Consider the following 17,831-nt stretch of genomic DNA (forward strand, 5'->3'; position numbering starts at 1 on the left):
CTTATTTTAGGTGAAAAGCGTAATTTTGGCTATGACTTTTTTCTTATTTTATAAAAATAGCGGCTTTAGCACGTTTTTATGCTAAGTGCCGCAAAAGTTTAATCTAACTTTGGCAAACCCAGCACTTGTTGCATGGTATAAAGTCCTGGTTGTTTATTTTGCAACCATAAAGCAGCGCGCAGAGCGCCTTGGGCAAAGGTATTACGGCTTGAAGCTTTATGGCTAATTTCCAACCTTTCGCCTATATCAGCAAAGAGTGCAGTATGATCGCCAATAATGTCGCCACCACGCACTGTAGCAAAACCAATGGTTTGCTGCGGCCGCTCGCCAATCATGCCCTCACGACCATACACAGCAACTTCAGTTAAGTCACGGTTTAAGCTACGGGCAATGCTGGCACCTATTGCCATCGCGGTGCCAGAGGGTGAATCTTTTTTAAAGCGGTGATGTGCTTCAATGATTTCAATATCGGCGGTATTGCCCATCACTTTGGCGGCGGTTTGCGCCAGGTGCAGCATAAGGTTAACCCCTACACTCATATTCGGTGCCCAAACAATGGGGATCACTTTACTCGCTGCCTGGATTTCAGCGTACTGCGCGTCGGTTAAGCCGGTTACGCCGATAATCATCGCCTTGCGCTCGGCAACACAGAGCTTTAGATGCGCCAGCATCGGTTCCGGCATAGTAAAGTCAATCCAAACATCGGCCTGTTGCACCGCCTTAGCGCAGGTCGCGGCTAAGGCAAGTCCGATCTTGCCACAGCCAGCCAGCTCACCGGCATCGATGCCTATTAAGTCAGAGCCACTACGCACCGTTGCGGCAGCTAGACTTAACTGCTGCTCTTTTGCCACCGTGATTAAGGCGCGACCCATCCGACCGTTAGCACCGAAGATCCCAATACTCGTCATAATTTACTCTGCTAAATTTAATTTGCGTTATTAAAACAAAAGCTCGGCGGATAAAAAAGCAAAACAGCCGTAATTTCACCAAACAACATCAAGTTGCAGACTTAACTGCAGCTCGATGTTATTTGGATAAAAGCTAAACGGCTGATTTAATGGTGTTATGGCATTATTGCCAGAGACGAAAATAATCTCTGGCTTTGTTGCTGTAGGCTTTTCTGCTGCTTGCGCCTTAGTATGTAAAGAGCAGTTATAACGCCTGTTGCAGAATACTGCGGCTAACCTCTGGCGTAATATCACCATGCTCACCCAGCTTCACCATCTTATGCTGCACCAGTTTTTCAACCAGTTTATCCACCACCTCAGCGTTAAGGCCATAATCGGTTAGGCGGGTCGGTACCCCCATCCGCTCAAAGAAATGGCGGGTATGGCTAATGGCTTCGTCAATTAAGCGCTCTTCATCCTGATGCTGTAATTGCCACACGCGCTGACCATACTGTAACAGCTTGGCACGCTTTTGCTGGCGTTGCTGCTGCATTAGTGCCGGTAACACGATAGCTAGCGTTTGTGCATGATCTAAGCCATATAAAGCGGTGATCTCATGCCCTATCATATGGGTAGCCCAATCTTGCGGTACGCCCTGACCAATTAAGCCATTTAGCGCCATGGTGGCAGCCCACATCACATTAGCACGCACCTCGTAGTTTTCCGGATCGGCGATAACTTTCGGGCCTTCCTCAATCAAGGTCAGTAGTAAGCCCTCAGCAAAGCGATCCTGCACCGGTGCATTAACCGGATAAGTCAGGTATTGCTCCATCACATGCACAAAGGCATCCACCACACCATTGGCCGCTTGCTTGGGGGGTAAACTGTAGGTAACTGTAGGATCAAGAATAGCAAATTGCGGGTAGACTAAAGGGCTAGAGAAAGCCAGCTTTTCCTGAGTTTCATAACGCGTCACCACGGAGTTACCATTACTCTCTGTGCCTGTGGCGGGCAGGGTTAACACACAGCCCAGCGGCACCGCTTCAGTAATTTTGGCACCCTTGGCTAAGATATCCCAGGCATCACCATTAAATAACGCTGCGGCAGCGACAAACTTGGCGCCATCGATCACACTGCCGCCACCAACCGCTAGAATAAAGTCAATTTTTTCGCGCCGCACTATATCGGCAGCACGCATCAGGGTTTCAAAACTAGGATTTGGCTCTACACCCGAGAATTCAATAAAACTGCTCTCGGTTAGCGCAGCAGTGACTTGCTGGTAAACGCCGTTATTTTTTATCGAGCCACCGCCATAAATCAGCAACACTTTTTGAAAAGGCTTTACTAAGTTGCTGAGCTGCGTCATTTGCTCACGGCCAAAAATAATACGGGTAGGATTATGAAAAGAAAAATTAAACATGAAGTGGTTCCACCTTCTGATAGTGCTTAAACCCAGATACCCTTCACCCTTAAAGTTGTCTCAGTATTTGCGAGGTTCTTGCACTAAAACGCCAGCCCAGCAAAATGCTATTAGCCAGCAGGCTAATAGCAAGGACTATCATTTTCGTACTTGCCGCTTGCCTGCAACCTTAATTGTTTTGGGTACAAATGCAAAAAAGGGTTTCAACGCATTTGGACTTAAGCGTTTAAGTACGCCTTGCACATCTATGGGGCCAACCACAGTTTGGATCAAGCTTTAGCCCAGAGGCGCTTACTAAAAAGCGACCTCTGGCCATTTTTTAGCGATGATCACCCCGCAGTTGTCGCACTTGCTGCTCTAACCTAGCAGCACTCACCTCTGTTGGCGCCACGGCGGTGGTCGCCGTTAAGGTCACCTTTGACCAAAAGCGGCCTTTAAATTTGAACGCGCCCTTGCCATGGTGGCTAAAAAACGAGCCCCACAAACCTTGCAACGCCATAGGGACTACCGGCACGCTACTTTCACTAATAATACGCTCGATACCTGGCCGAAAACTGTCTATCTCGCCATCTTTGGTTAAACGCCCCTCCGGGAAAATACAAATTAAATTACCCTCTTCCAGCTCGCGTTTTATTGCAGCGAAGGCCGCTTCATAAATCGCTTCATCTTGTTGCTTACTACAGATGGGAATGGTTCTGGCGGCGCGAAATAGCCAATTAGCCACCGGTAAATCATAGATACCTTTATACATCACAAAGCGTACTGGCCTTCTCACCGCGCCGGCAATGAGTAAGGCGTCGACATAACTCACGTGATTCGCCACCAACACCGCCGCACCCTCGTCCGGGATATTGTCCAATCCTTCAGCCTTCACCCGATACATGGTATGGCTTAGCAGGTAAATGACAAAACGCAGCACAAACTCCGGCACCCGCGTATAGACGTAGATAGCCACTACCGCATTCATTAACGCCAATATTAAAAAGTACTGTGGTATGGTTAGCTTAAATACGGCTAAAAATAAAATGCCCGCGGCGGCACTCACCACCATAAATAAGGCATTAAAAATATTGTTGGCCGCGATCATCCTTGCCCGCTGCTCGGGCTGCGCCCGTTGTTGCAGCATGGCATATAAAGGCACAATAAAAAGCCCGCCAAACACCCCTATTAGCGTCAGGTCCAGTAATACCCACCAGCCAAAAGCCGAACTTAAAAACGTCCCTAACGAGACCAATTCCGTTACCGCCAGCTCGGGAGTACTAAAATACAGGCTGATGCCGCAAATCGTTAAGCCTGCCGAGCCAATAGGGACTATACCCAGCTCAACTTTTTCTCCCGACAAGCGCTCACAGAGCATAGAGCCCAACCCCACCCCAACAGAAAAAGCAACCAGCAAGGCAGTAACCACGGTGTTGTCACCACCCAATACCGTTTTGGCAAAGTTTGGAAACTGCGTTAAATAACTGGCGCCTAAAAACCAAAACCAGCTAATGGCCATAATAGCTAGGTACAGCGTGCGGTTTTGATAACTAATTTTTACGGTTTCGACGCTTTGTTGCCAGGGGGCAAAGCGAAACTTAGGGCCACCAGCCACGACACCTACGGCCGGGATCATTAAACTCACTAAGTAACCCATGATCGCAAAGACAATAACCATAACGCCTATCCATAACAGCGCATTGGCAAAACCGACTAATAAACCACCAACAATGGTACCAAGCAAAATAGCGACAAAGGTGCCCATCTCTACCCAGGCATTGCCTGCCAAGAGTTGGCGGTCGGTTAACAGTTGCGGCAAGATGGCATATTTCACCGGCCCAAAAAATGCCGACTGAGCTCCCATTAAAAATAACAGTGCCAGCAACGCCAGATATTGTTCAAACATAAAGGCAGCAGCGGCCAATAACATCAAACCAATTTCCAGCAGCTTTAACCGCTGAATCAACCTGGTTTTGCAGACGCTATCCGCTAGGGTGCCGGCAGTGGCCGAGAATAATAAGAAAGGCAAAATAAACAAACCCGCTGCCAGATTCATACTAACATCGACACTCCAGGGCATTGCACTGGCGGCAGTAAACGTAAGCAACAGCATCAGTGAGTTTTTAAACACATTGTCGTTAAACGCCCCCAGGGCCTGGGTTAGAAAAAACGGAATAAAACGTTTCGACGACAATCTTGTTGATTTAGCCATACCTATTCCTTGTAATGCAGCATGATATGTTATGGGCTTTTGATTTTCTGGTTCTAAGTAAGAACGCAATATCATTTGTGTTTTAACACGATATTACACTAACGTAGCCTAAGTCACCTTTTCAGCATTAAATTTTCCTGGCATAGGCAGCGCCTTTTTTACACGCTGGTATGCCTGGTAAATTAGCTGAAAGTGTCATGCTCCAAAATTTGACAAGACGTCTGGACATCTATATATTGCGCTGCCATTTTATGAGGTTGCTAACGTGAATACTGCTATCCCAGTTGGAGCAAAACGCTCGCTCTTCCCTTTGCTGTTTTTTGTCCTGCTATTTTTAGGTAGCGGCCTGTATTTTCAGAGCCAGAATGTGGACTATGCTTTTTATCAGTTACCCGGTCATGTCGCGATTTTACCAGCCTTGATGTTAGCAGTATGGCTGCATCGTGCGCCCTTAACCCAGTCTATTGAGGTGATTGTTAAAGGCGCTGGTAATAGCAATATTATTACTATGTGTCTGATTTACCTGCTGGCCGGTGCCTTTGCCAGTGTGGCCACCGCAACCGGCGGTGTCGATGCAGTGGTCAATGCCGGTTTAAGCATTATCCCAGCTCAGTTTATCTTACCCGGCTTATTTGTTATTGCGGCCCTGGTATCGACCGCCATGGGCACCTCTATGGGGACTATTGGCGCACTGGCCCCTATTGCGGTAGGTTTGGCTAATCAAGCCGACTTAAACCCGGCAGTAGTGGCCGGTGTGCTATTAAGCGGCGCTATGTTTGGGGATAACTTATCTATTATTTCCGATACCACCATTGCCGCCACCCGCACCCAGGGTGCCAATATGGCCGATAAATTTAAAGAGAATATTAAAATTGCCTTGCCAGCGGCAGTGTTAACCTTACTGGCATATGGCCTGCTGACTACCAATGCCAGCCCAGTTGTTACTGATGCGTTTAATTGGACGGGTGTACTGCCTTATGCCGCTATTTTAATTTTGGCTGTGCTGGGCCTGAACGTTTTTGTGGTTTTACTGCTGGGCATTTTGCTGGCGGCTTTACAAGGCAGTCTCTTTGCAGACTATGCGATTCAGAACCTGGGCCAGGATATCGCAACCGGCTTTGCCAATGTACAAGAGATCTTTTTATTAGCCATGCTAGTAAGTGCGTTAAGCGAATTTATTAAGCAGCAAGGTGGCCTGCAATGGATCTCAAAGCAAATTCAGAGCTTTACTAATAAACTGCAATTGGCTGGCAATAAAGCACAGCAACTGGCAATCGCCGCGCTGGCGTTTGTCAGTAACCTTTGTATTGCTAACAATACCGTAGCTATAGTACTGACCGGTGAAGTGAGCCGTAACTTAGCCACTGAGCATCAGATCAGCCCAAAGCGCAGTGCCAGCTTACTGGATATTTTTGCCTGTATTAGTCAGGGTTTAGTGCCTTATGGCGCTCAGGCGTTGTTGCTTGGCGCCAGCTTTGGTTTGTCTCCCTGGCAAGTCATTACCCACAATTATTATTGCCTGATTTTACTGGCCGTGGCCTTAGCAGTGGTATTGCTAAGAAGCACCAACACTAAGCTTGCTAGCGACGTTTAACCGCCCTCCTCAAGCCCCTAAAAAGAATAATGCCAGCTTTCGCTGGCATTATTCTTTGTATCCGAGCTGCTATCTTAGGGCTTTCTACAATTAGGTAAGGCACCCTGCGCCCGCCGCTGAGTATATTGGCTGCTGGCCTCTGGCATATTTTGTTGTAAGGTACGGATACGGGTATCCGGCACTGGGTGGCTGGACAAAAACTGTGGGCCACTGCCGCCACTTGCTGCGGCCATATTGCGCCACAGCGCTACCGCGTCTTCCGGATTAAAACCGGCTTTGGCCATTAAATCCAAACCAATAATATCCGCTTCGGTTTCATGGGTGCGGCTAAAAGGCAAGGCAACCCCAAGTTGAGCGCCCAAGCCTAAAGCTGCCATCATTTGTTGTTGATATTGCACATTGTAAGCTCTGGAACCGGCATCTGCTATTGCCAGGCCCGCTTGTAAAAACTGATTTGTTGATAAGCGTTCATTACTATGGCCTGCCATCACATGGCCAATTTCATGCCCGACTACGGCAGCTAATTGCGCCGGTGTCTCGGCCACTTTTAACAAACCGGTATAAACACCAATTTTGCCGCCCGGCAAAGCGAAGGCATTGACCTGCTCGCTGTCGAATACCACGATTTCCCATTGTTGCTGGCGATATTCATCGGGCGTTACCTTTAATAAGGCATTGGCAACACATTGTACGTAAGTATTTATCGCTTTATTGCTGCTGATTTTCTCATCGGCTTTCATTTGCTCAAAGGTTTGCGCACCCATGGTATTCAGCTGGTTATTATCAAACAACATCACCTGGCGGCGGCCAGTGGGTGACTCGGCACAAGAAGCAATTAACAGCGCACAAACTGCAGTAGTAAGAAGCTTTTTTAACATACTAGATCCTTAGATTGGGAAATCCTATCCGCTTAGTTTAACCCTCTGCCATAAAAAAACCACCCATAGCGGGTGGTTTCTCAAGTCGCGGGCAAGCTTAGCCAGTTAAATCATCAAAGAATTTCTTTACACCATCAAAGAAACCCTTGGATTTAGGCCGATGTTTCGCTTCGCTTTCACCGGTCATGCTGTCATCCAACTGCCGCAGCAACTCTTTTTGCCGATCGGACAAGTTAACGGGTGTTTCAATCACCACCTTACACACCAGATCGCCAACACCACCACCGCGCACCGATTGCACACCTTTGCCGCGTAAGCGGAACATCTTATCAGTTTGCGTTTCAGCCGGGATTTTCAGCTTAACGCGGCCATCCAATGTCGGTACGTCAATCTCACCACCTAAGGCAGCAATAGCAAAACTCATCGGCACTTCACAGTAAAGGTTATTACCGTCGCGCTGGAAGATAGGATGCGCTTTTACACTCACCTGCACATATAGATCACCTGCAGGGGCGCCATGCATGCCCGCTTCGCCTTCGCCGGTTAAGCGAATACGATCGCCGGTATCCACGCCAGCAGGAATTTTCACTGCTAACGTTTTGGTTTTCTCGATGCGGCCTTCACCATGACACTTAGTACAAGGATCCGGGATAATCTTACCGCGACCAGAACAAGTAGGACAGGTTTGCTGCACAGCAAAAAAGCCCTGACGCATCGTTACCTGACCGGCACCATGACAGGTTGGACAGCTCTTAGCTGAAGTGCCTTTTTTGGCACCTGAGCCATCGCAGCTATCACAGCTGACCATCGTTGGCACTTTGATATCAACCGACTTACCCTTAACCGCCTCTTCCAGCGTTAGCTCGAGGTTGTAACGTAAGTCTGAACCACGTTGCGCCCGCGATTGGCCACGACGACCGCCGCCACCAAAGATATCGCCAAACACATCACCGAAAATATCACCAAAATCGGCGCTGCCACCACCGCCGAAGCCACCGGCTCCACGGTTGGGATCTACTCCGGCATGGCCGAAACGATCGTAGGCAGCACGCTTTTGCTCGTCAGACAAAACCTCATAGGCTTCCTGTACTTCTTTAAACTTCTCTTCCATGGCTTTATCGCCCTGAGTACGATCAGGGTGAAACTTCATGGCGAGGCGTTTATAAGCCTTTTTGATGTCTTTATCGTCGGCGCCTTTAGCGACACCTAACACTTCATAATAGTCACGCTTGGACATAGATCTGTGCTTATTTCTCAGTAAAAGGGCTGCAGTATAACCCTGCAGCCCGTATTAGCGTTAATTACTTCTTGTCGTCTTGTACTTCTTCAAACTCAGCATCAACCACGTCGTCAGCACCACCAGCTTGCTGGGCACCTTCGGCACCACCTTGCTGGCCTTTCGCTTGTGCTGCTTCCATCAGTTTTTGTGAAGCTTGAATCAGCGCCTGGGTTTTGGCTTCGATCTCTGCTTTGTCACTGCCTTTGATGGCTTTTTCTAAGTCAGCAATGGCTGTTTCAACCGCTTCTTTATCATTCGCGGCTAAAGCAGAGCCCACTTCTTCCAGTTGTTTACGGGTAGCATGTACCATAGCATCGGCCTGGTTACGTGCTTGCACCATTTCTTCAAACTTTTTATCTTCTTCTGCGTTGGCTTCAGCATCACGCACCATTTTTTGGATTTCTTCTTCTGTTAAACCAGAAGAGGCCTTAATGGTGATCTTTTGCTCTTTACCGGTGTCTTTATCTTTGGCCGACACATGTAAAATACCATCCGCATCTAAATCGAAGGTGACTTCAATTTGTGGCTCGCCACGGCGACCAGCACGAATACCTTCTAAGTTAAACTGACCTAAAGACTTGTTGTCAGAAGCACGCTTCCGCTCACCCTGCAGCACATGAATGGTTACCGCAGACTGGTTGTCATCGGCTGTTGAGAACACTTGCGACTTTTTAGTCGGGATAGTGGTGTTTTTCTCAATCAGCGCAGTCATGACGCTACCCATGGTTTCAATACCCAGCGACAACGGCGTTACGTCTAACAATAATACGTCTTTTACATCGCCCGACAGCACCGCGCCTTGAATAGCTGCACCTACTGCAACCGCTTCATCCGGGTTCACGTCTTTACGTGGCTCTTTACCAAAGAAAGCCGTTACCGCTTCCTGTACTTTTGGCATACGGGTTTGACCGCCTACCAGGATAATTTCATCTACATCGCTTACGCTTAGATCGGCATCCGCTAAGGCTTTTTTCAGTGGCTCTAAAGTACGTTGTACTAAATCGTCCACCAAAGACTCCAGCTTAGCGCGGGTTACCTTGATGTTCAGGTGTTTCGGACCTGAGGCATCTGCCGTGATATACGGCAGGTTAACTTCGGTTTGCGAGGCTGAAGATAATTCAATCTTGGCTTTTTCACCGGCTTCTTTTAAGCGCTGCATGGCCAGAGGATCGTTACGCAGATCCATGCCCTGCTCTTTTTTGAACTCATCAACCAGGTAGTTGATAACGCGGTTGTCAAAGTCTTCACCACCTAAGTGGGTATCACCGTTGGTCGCTAATACTTCAAAGGTTTGCTCGCCGTCTACGTCATCAATTTCAATGATAGAGATATCGAAAGTACCACCACCTAAGTCATATACTGCAACCTTGGTGTCGCCTTTCTTCTTATCCATACCATAAGCCAGGGCCGCAGCGGTTGGCTCGTTGATAATACGTTTAACGTCTAAGCCTGCAATACGGCCAGCATCTTTCGTTGCCTGACGCTGTGCATCGTTAAAGTAAGCCGGTACTGTGATAACCGCAGCAGTTACTGGCTCGCCCAGATAATCTTCTGCCGTTTTCTTCATCTTTTTCAGTACTTCCGCAGAAATTTGCGGCGCAGCTAATTTTTTGCCTTTAACTTCTACCCAGGCATCGCCATTGTCTGCTTTAACAATTTGGAATGGCATGATTTTGATATCACGCTGTACTTCTTCGTCTTCAAAACGACGACCAATTAAACGCTTGATAGCGAACAGGGTGTTTTTCGGGTTGGTAACAGCCTGACGTTTTGCCGGTTGACCAACCAACACTTCACCATCTTCTGCATAAGCGATGATAGAAGGCGTGGTACGCGTGCCTTCAGCGTTTTCTAATACTCTTGGCTTGTCACCATCTAAAATGGCCACACATGAGTTGGTTGTACCTAAGTCAATACCAATGATTCTACCCATAACTACTCTCCACCTAATATTCTGAACAATGAAACATTGCGATGACCGATTAGTGGGGATTAGCCCTGATCTATTCAAGGTTATAAAGAGTAATTTTTTAGGTTAAGTGGCGAAAAAATGTTTAAATGCCGCTAAAAAGCAAAAGCCATTAACTTCTGAGCCTGGCAGGCGCTATAATCGGAAGATGATTTTTTATTACTTACAGGATTGGTTATGCCATTACTAGATAGTTTTACCGTAGACCACACCATTATGAAAGCACCCGCGGTGCGTATTGCCAAAAAGATGAATACGCCAAAAGGTGATGCTATTACCGTATACGATTTACGTTTTTGCGTGCCTAACGAAGAAATCTTATCGGAAAAAGGTATTCATACGCTGGAGCATTTATTTGCCGGCTTTATGCGCGATCATTTAAACGCCAGTGATGTTGAGATTATTGATATTTCGCCTATGGGCTGTCGTACCGGTTTTTATATGAGCTTAATTGGCACGCCAGACGAGCAGCGTGTAGCCAGCGCCTGGCAAGCGGCGATGGACGATGTGTTAAAAGTCGCCAGTCAGCAGGATATTCCAGAGCTGAATATCTATCAGTGTGGTACGGCACAAATGCACTCGCTGGAAGAAGCTAAGCAAATTGCCCAAAACATTTTAAGCCGCGGCGTGGGTGTGAACCGCAATGACGAGTTAGCACTGCCAGCAGAAGTGTTGAATAAGCTTTAACCGCTGTTTCTTTGACTAAGATAAAAGGGTCTTAACTGGCCCTTTTCTTTTACTTTAGCATACTTGATTACGTCCGGCATGTTTGGCCTGGTAAAGGGCACTGTCTGCCACTTCAATCAACTCTGCTGCGTTACTAAAACTATTGTCACTGGTTGAGGCGACACCGGCCGAGAAGGTGCAATTAAAATAGTCGCCATGATAAGAGAATTGCAGCTGACTAAACGTATCCAAAATACCCCGGACTAAGGCTCTAGCCTGTTCACCAGCGCAATCGGGCAATACCAGCATAAACTCTTCACCACCGTAACGCCCGGCTCGATCGGTTTTTCGGATCCGTTTTCTCAGTAACGTAGCCAAGGCGGTAATTACCACATCACCGGTCGCGTGGCCGTAACTGTCGTTCACTTTTTTAAAGTAGTCGATATCCAGCATGACGATACTTAGCGGTTTTTGTAAGCGCTCAGAGCGTTCAAATTCTAAATCTGCCGCGTCCTTTATTGCACTGTGTTTGATCAAATGTGTCAGGCTGTCTTTTTCAATCAAATTTTTAATTTCAAAACTGCGGGCTAAACGGACTTTCACCGACTGCACCAATAGCACATCATCTATCGGCTTGGTTAAAAAGTCGTCGCCGCCATGCGATAAGGCATGAATTTGTAGCGTTTTATTAAGCTCTGACGATAAAAATACGATAGGTAAACGCTTAAAATTCCGGTATTGGCGTAACAAGCCTGCAATTTCAGGGCCTGAAAACTCAGGCATGTATAAATCCATTAGCAATAAGTCAGGCTGGAATTTCATCAATTCGCTAACGATGTTAGGCACATGTTTTACCTGATGAGTTTGAATGCCGGCCGCATTTAACACCAGCTCGTAGTGCTCTGCTAACAGGCCATCATCTTCAACAATAGCAACGCGGCCAGCGTATTTACTTTCTTGTTCAATCAGCTCTGTTACTGTGGTAATGATATTAGGAATATCTAACGGCGAGATAAAAAATGCTTCGGCACGTTGTTGCGCTGCTTTTATCCGCAATGAAAAACTGTCTACTTCTGAGTAAGCAACTAAGCGTACCTGGTGTTTAGATAACAGTTTTAGCAAAGCGTCCTGCTGAAAAAGAGCCAAATCTGCGCTAAGGCTAACGGCGGCAAACAAGACTGTGGGAGTTTGCCGCTGCAATTGTTCAAAACATTCCAGATAACTACTTAGTTTGAGGATCTGATGACCAAAAGCTTCTAACTGCGCACTTAGTTCATCCAAAAGTCTGCCTGCAGGTAACAATAACCAAATTGTGCGGGGCTGAGTAGTGCTGCAAGCAATAGTGTCTCTCTCGGGTGTTTGTTTTGCTAACGCAGCGCTAACCGCTAACCGAAAATCAAGCACCGCTTGCTTTAATAAAGGAAATGCTTGTAGTTGCTCATCAGCCGGCTTTACAGCAATCGTTTTAACTAATTGTTCAATTTGTCTGGCGGAAAAGCCCAGCTCGTTATAGCCGAAGGTACCGCAAGCACCGGCTAACTTATGCGCTTCTGCCAACAGGCTTTTTAGTTGGCTCGTCTCAGACTCTGTGACAAACATCAACATGGTTTCAGCACGCTCTGGCAAACCTTGTTCAAAGCGCAGCCTCAGTGCTGCAAAGGCAGCGGACAGATCGGCGTGGTTATTTTTTTTCACAGCGTCTCCTCTACTGGCTGGTCACTAAAATCAGTGTGTGCCGGTAAATAAAAATAGAAGGTGGTACCTTTCCCTGTTTCCGTTTCAAAACTTATATCTCCATGCATCTGCTGTACCAGCTCTTTACAAATAGCCAAACCTAAACCGGTACCACCACTTTGCCTAAGGTTCGAGCCGTCTGCCTGCGCAAAACGTTCAAATACCCGCGAGCGAAATTCCGGAGCGATACCATCGCCGTGGTCTTTTATCGCAAACTGAATCGTATCGCCGACTTGCTTAGCACTCAGCCATACTTGGCTATCTAACGGTGAGAATTTAATTGCGTTAGAGAGCAAGTTGGTTAGCACTTGCTGCAGCCTCAAAGCATCTGCAGCAACGGATAGAGTGGCATCTGGACACTGATAGTTTATGTTCACTTTTTGCTGATGCGCAAAAGGTTGGATATTTTCAGCTGCTTGCAGTAGTTCATTTTCTACCCGTAACGGCCGGATAGCAAATGGCATTTTACCCGCTGTCAACTTTTCAATATCCAATAAATCGTTTATTAACTGGCTCAGTCGCTTGCTGTTTCGCTCTGCCACCGCCAATAATTTTTGCATAAATGCTGGCACCTCACCGAGCTTACCCGAATTTAGTAAGGTGATAGCGCCACTAATGGCCGTCACAGGAGTACGTAACTCGTGGCTCACGGTAGAAATAAAGGCGTCTTTCATCTGCTGTAATAGCATGCGATCTGTCACATCTTGTACTGACCCTACTAAAATTTGTTCAGGGTTATCCTGTAACGGCAATAATTTCGCCAGCTCGTGTACCCAGCGTATCGTGCCGTCAGGACGAATAATACGATGTACTACATCATGTAATCCGGTCGTTAAAGCACGTTGTTCACTCTCTGCCACCCGCTGACGATCATCTGGATGTAGCAGACTTTTAAACAAGGCAACACTGGGGGTGATGGCTTCATCAACACCAAAGATCTGATAGATCACCGCCGACCACCAGACTTCTCCGGTAATCAATGAGGCTTGCCAAAATCCCATTAATGCCGTTTCGCTTGCCATATCTAGTCGTTGCTGACTTAAGTTTAACTGAGTGTTAATTTGCTCTAAGGTCAGATAATGCTGTTTGATTGCAGTGATATCCTCGATATAGCCATGCCACAGTGTGCTGCCATCCGGCATCAGCTCCGGTGTGGCTCGACCAGACATCCAGCTGAGCGCACCAGAAGCATCATATACCCGGTATTGATGCTGCCATAAAGACAAGGATTTTGCTGATTGCTCAATACTCTGTGCCAGCCCGGCTAGATCATCCTGATGGATTTTTTTAAAAACAGCGGTTGCATCGTCTTTTACCTGCTCAGGTAAAACGCCGTAAATTTTTTGGATATTATCACTAGCATAAGGAAAGGCAGCCCGTCCATCAGGCCATTGCTGGTATTGATAGACGACACCAGGCAATTGCGATGTTAATTTTAACAGTTGCTGCTTCAGATTTTTTTCCTCGGTGATGTCTAAAATAAAACCATCAAGGTAAATCACCTCTCCTAGCTGGTTGTACTCGGCTCTGCCACGCTCTTCTACCCAACGTAGCTCCCCTGACTTATTCATAACACGATACTGTAATAACCAAGGTTGCTTATCGGTTACCGCTCTGGCTAATGCCAACTCTAAACGTGGCTGATCAGCCGGATGAATAACACTGGCATAGCTACGCACACTATTGTTAATAAAATCGCTGGCAGGATACCCTGAGAGGGGATCAATGCTGCCGCTCATATACAGCATAGTCCAGTTATTATCGGCTCTACAGCGGTAGGTTATCCCCGGAATATTTGTCACTAAGGCCTGGAACTGATCACGGCTGGCTTTAAGCGCGGCTTCGGCCTCTTTTTGCTCGGTAATATCAGCATGAGTACCATACATCATTAAAGGCTCACCATCGGCCGTTTTGCTTACCACCCGGCCACGATCATGCACCCAAATCCAGTGACCAGCTTTATGCTTCATACGACACTTGCAATCATAGAATGGCAACTCACCAGCAAAATGTTGTGCTAACAACTTGGCCGACTGCGCCAGATCCTCAGGATGCGCCAGTGATAACCAGGTGTTGATATCAACCGGACTAAGTTCAGCTAAGGTGTAACCGCATATTTCAGCCCAACGTTCGTTAAAAACGGTTTCACCACTTTGCACGTTCCATTGCCAGGTACCAATGCGGGTTCCTTCCAGTACTGAGCGATAAAGCAGCTCACTGGATACCAGCTTCTGATGCGCCTGCTCTTGCAATCTATCAATGATTTCTTGCTCAACCGCTGCCGCAAAATCACGCAAAATTTGCCGTTCACGGCTATCTAGCTGCCGCGGTTTAGAATCAATGATACAGAGGGTTCCAAGTCGCTGGCCGTCTATCGTTAACGGCGCACCCGCATAAAAGCGGATATAGGGCGCTGCCGTTACCAGCGGATTATCATAAAAACGTGGATCAGTTTGCGCGTCTGTCACCTCAAAAATATCTGGCTCCAAAATGGCATGGCCGCAAAAAGATATCTCTCGTGCAGTTTCGCAAACGGCTAACCCTTGTTTAGATTTAAACCATTGCCGCTTGCTATCAACAAGCGAAACTAACACAATTTCGGTTCCCAAACACTGCTGCACCAGCAAAGTTAAGCGGTCAAAACGCTGTTCGCTGCTGGTATCAAGTAAGCAGGTATTCAGTAACGCTTTTAGGCGCAGCGCCTCATCAGCCGGCTGTTCAGGTGGTTTCATTAGGGGCGATCTCGGGTTGATTACATCGATTAGCTAGCATCTAAATATCCTCTTTAGGCAACACCCGCGGAAAGGTAATCCAAAAGCTGGAGCCTTTAGCAACTTCAGAAGAAAAGCCGATTACCCCGCCCATTTGCTCAGTTAACTCTTTGCTGATCGCTAAACCTAAACCAGTCCCCCCATATTTTCGGGTACTGGCGGCATCACCTTGCGAGAAGCGTTCAAAAATATGGGCTTTGAACACGTCGGTAATACCAGCACCCTGATCAACAACCACGATCTTGACCTCGGATGGCATCGTTAAAAGCCTGACCTGCACCGTCGCCTCTGCCGCAGAAAACTTAATGGCATTGGATAATAAATTAATCAATACCTGCACCAGCTTTGTGGCATCGACTTTGGCGTAACAGTTTTCTGACGGTAGCAAGGTATGCAACTTAACCTGATACTGTTCAGCATAACTTGTCACCGCAACTACGGCTTCTTCTACCAGTTCAAGCAGAGGCTGAATTTTAAGATCTAGCTGCATTTTGCCAGCCAATAACTTCTCAATATCTAATAAATCATTAATTAAGTTTGTTAAACGCTTACTGTTTACTTCAGCCACCCGCAACAAAGAGGCCACTTTAGGGGGGAGCTCGGCTAAAGTGCCAGAGTTGACTACTCTTAACGCGCCGTAAATGGAGGTTAGCGGTGTGCGCAGTTCATGGCTAACAGTAGAAATAAATTCATTTTTAAGCTTTTCATTGCGATGACGCTCAGAAATATCTTTGGCAATCCCAAGATAACCACGGGTCACACCGGTTGCATCGATGATAGGGGTTACCGTGAGCAAAACCGGGATAGTCTGCCCATCTTTGCGTACATACTGCCACTCGCGACTTTCAGATCCCGTTTGCTCAGCAATAATAACAAAAGCCTGAAATGGCGTAACCTGCTGGTTCAGCTCAGCAGACAGCGCCGCAGCTCGCTGTTGTACTTCGCTTTCTAGATGGAATACTGCTGGAGTTTGGCTATTCACCAACTCTTCTGCCCGATAACCCAGTAAACGCTCAGCGCCACGGCTGAAGTAGGTAATAACACCATCAAGATCAGTGGCAATAATAGAAAAATCTGCGGCAGCGGCCAGTATGGCTTCAAGTTGGCTATTACTTTGCTGTAACTGTTTAGTTTGCTCTGCAACCTGCTGCGTTAAGGTTAACTGTGTTGCATGGTTAACAGTAAAGGTTCTTGCCAGCTCAGTGCTCATGACCTGTAAAGTCTGACTAAGTTTATGGTATTCAGCTACATGGCTTGGCGGTATCTCGCTTAGATTACCGCGGGCAATATCCCCGGTCAGGCGGCTGCTGACTAATACCAAACGTTTAACTGGCGCACTAATCGCTTTGCTTAATAGGCTGCTTACCAGCACAGTTAACAACATAAAGCTAACCATCAGCACCAGTTGCCGGGCACTGGCTTGCTCCAACTGCATGACTACAGTGGTAGCGCCTTGCTCTGCAACAATATAGTTAACCTCTCCCAATGTTTCTGTGTGCAGTATGTATCGATAACGGCTTTTACGCCAACGCTGCAACCGCAAATTGACATCTGTCGGCAACCATTTCGAGAATCCCACTACCGGTATAGTTCCTGCTTCGGTATTAAGGCTCTGTAGTAAACCCACTTCATAGCGTCGCTGCGCTTTGCTGTCCAGTAACGCCAAGCCAACGTCATTGTAAGGCAATAAATCACGCATTAGCGCGGCTACTGCGCGGGGATCATTGCGTTGTTCAGTCCCGAGGGTTTGCAGTTGTTGCTGCAAAATCGTTGTTAATAATTTTAAACGCTGCGCAACACTCGATTCGTATTCTGCGTTTAACTTCCGGGCATCGAGTAGTAACGGAACACTGCCTGAAAATAACGTCAGCCCCATCAGCGTATGAAATAATAATTGCCGTAAACTGACCAGGGGTAACTTAAAACGTTTAGAGAGCACGGGCTGTAACTGCATAAGTAACAGCAATGTACTGGCGAGAAGGGTATTAAAAACACCATTGGTCATTTGCTTAAGCCCAACTAACGCTGCCGTTTGCCAGGACGCATCTAACGCAAAAACATAACAGACGATAATAAGTGGCAAACCGAACAGCACCCAAAACACCAGATCTTGCAACACCAGATGCATGCCCTGTCGAGATTGCCGCTGCCAGCACAACCAGAGGATCTCTAAACTAAAAATAAGCCAGGCGTATGGATGTCCCCAGATAACAAAGGTCACCGCTGCGCCCAAGCAGCCGACAATAACGGCAGCCTTCACACCGAGCAACACTATTGCCAATACCGCGACGACTGAACCAAAGATAAATTCGATACCAAAAAACAACGGTAATCGCACTAAGTTAAGCGTGGCGGCTAAGGCAGTAAACAGCAGTACAGCAAGGAGCCAAAACTTAAAAGGCAGTACAAACCAGGCATCGCTATGGGAGGCTTTAGCCATCA

The 17,831-nt window shown here is 47.2% G+C and carries 11 protein-coding genes; 2 read left to right on the forward strand and 9 right to left on the reverse strand.

What is annotated here, in order from left to right:
• Window positions 1-98: 98 nt before the first annotated feature.
• The 3 genes from dapB to IE163_RS13635 all read right to left on the reverse strand — a co-directional run bounded on the left by dapB (window position 99) and on the right by IE163_RS13635 (window position 4,498).
• A complete protein-coding gene (gene dapB, locus IE163_RS13625; RefSeq protein ID WP_189433529.1) occupies window positions 99-908 on the reverse strand; it encodes a 4-hydroxy-tetrahydrodipicolinate reductase in 810 nt (269 codons plus the stop codon).
• Window positions 909-1,152: 244 nt separating this feature from the next.
• Window positions 1,153-2,307, reverse strand: coding sequence for an iron-containing alcohol dehydrogenase (locus IE163_RS13630; RefSeq protein WP_189433530.1), 1,155 nt, complete (start codon window positions 2,305-2,307; stop codon window positions 1,153-1,155).
• Window positions 2,308-2,626: 319 nt separating this feature from the next.
• Window positions 2,627-4,498 carry an MFS transporter gene (locus tag IE163_RS13635; protein WP_189433531.1) on the reverse strand — a complete coding sequence of 624 codons (1,872 nt, stop codon included), beginning with the start codon at window positions 4,496-4,498 and terminating at the stop codon, window positions 2,627-2,629.
• A gap of 265 nt (window positions 4,499-4,763) precedes the next feature.
• Between IE163_RS13635 and IE163_RS13640 the strand changes: the two genes are divergently transcribed.
• On the forward strand, window positions 4,764-6,092 hold the full coding sequence (locus IE163_RS13640) for a Na+/H+ antiporter NhaC family protein (protein WP_189433532.1): 1,329 nt from the start codon (window positions 4,764-4,766) through the stop codon (window positions 6,090-6,092).
• Window positions 6,093-6,166: 74 nt separating this feature from the next.
• On the opposite strand, the gene IE163_RS13645 is transcribed toward IE163_RS13640, so the two are convergent.
• From IE163_RS13645 to dnaK, 3 genes are all read right to left on the reverse strand, one after another.
• A complete protein-coding gene (locus IE163_RS13645; protein ID WP_189433533.1) occupies window positions 6,167-6,970 on the reverse strand; it encodes a M48 family metallopeptidase in 804 nt (267 codons plus the stop codon).
• A gap of 97 nt (window positions 6,971-7,067) precedes the next feature.
• The gene (dnaJ, locus tag IE163_RS13650) at window positions 7,068-8,207 is read right to left on the reverse strand and encodes a molecular chaperone DnaJ (protein ID WP_189433534.1); all 1,140 of its coding nucleotides are present in this window, start codon (window positions 8,205-8,207) and stop codon (window positions 7,068-7,070) included.
• A gap of 64 nt (window positions 8,208-8,271) precedes the next feature.
• On the reverse strand, window positions 8,272-10,182 hold the full coding sequence (dnaK, locus tag IE163_RS13655; protein ID WP_189433535.1) for a molecular chaperone DnaK: 1,911 nt from the start codon (window positions 10,180-10,182) through the stop codon (window positions 8,272-8,274).
• A gap of 213 nt (window positions 10,183-10,395) precedes the next feature.
• Here dnaK and luxS point away from each other — a divergent pair, with 213 nt between their 5' ends.
• On the forward strand, window positions 10,396-10,905 hold the full coding sequence (gene luxS / locus IE163_RS13660) for an S-ribosylhomocysteine lyase (RefSeq protein WP_189433536.1): 510 nt from the start codon (window positions 10,396-10,398) through the stop codon (window positions 10,903-10,905).
• Window positions 10,906-10,959: 54 nt separating this feature from the next.
• Here the strand turns inward: luxS and IE163_RS13665 are convergent, their stop codons facing one another.
• The 3 genes from IE163_RS13665 to IE163_RS13675 are packed head-to-tail and all read right to left on the reverse strand — an operon-like array spanning window position 10,960 to window position 17,829.
• Window positions 10,960-12,579, reverse strand: a complete 1,620-nt coding sequence (locus IE163_RS13665; RefSeq protein WP_229833574.1) for a diguanylate cyclase — start codon at window positions 12,577-12,579, stop codon at window positions 10,960-10,962.
• The gene (locus IE163_RS13670) at window positions 12,576-15,350 is read right to left on the reverse strand and encodes a PAS domain-containing protein (RefSeq protein ID WP_189433537.1); all 2,775 of its coding nucleotides are present in this window, start codon (window positions 15,348-15,350) and stop codon (window positions 12,576-12,578) included. The genes IE163_RS13665 and IE163_RS13670 overlap by 4 nt, the downstream gene beginning before the upstream one ends.
• A gap of 40 nt (window positions 15,351-15,390) precedes the next feature.
• The gene (locus IE163_RS13675; RefSeq protein ID WP_189433538.1) at window positions 15,391-17,829 is read right to left on the reverse strand and encodes a sensor histidine kinase; all 2,439 of its coding nucleotides are present in this window, start codon (window positions 17,827-17,829) and stop codon (window positions 15,391-15,393) included.
• Between the last annotated feature and the right edge of the window lie 2 nt (window positions 17,830-17,831).

The organism is Alishewanella longhuensis (assembly GCF_014653435.1).
GTDB classification, from domain to species: Bacteria; Pseudomonadota; Gammaproteobacteria; order Enterobacterales; family Alteromonadaceae; genus Alishewanella; species Alishewanella longhuensis.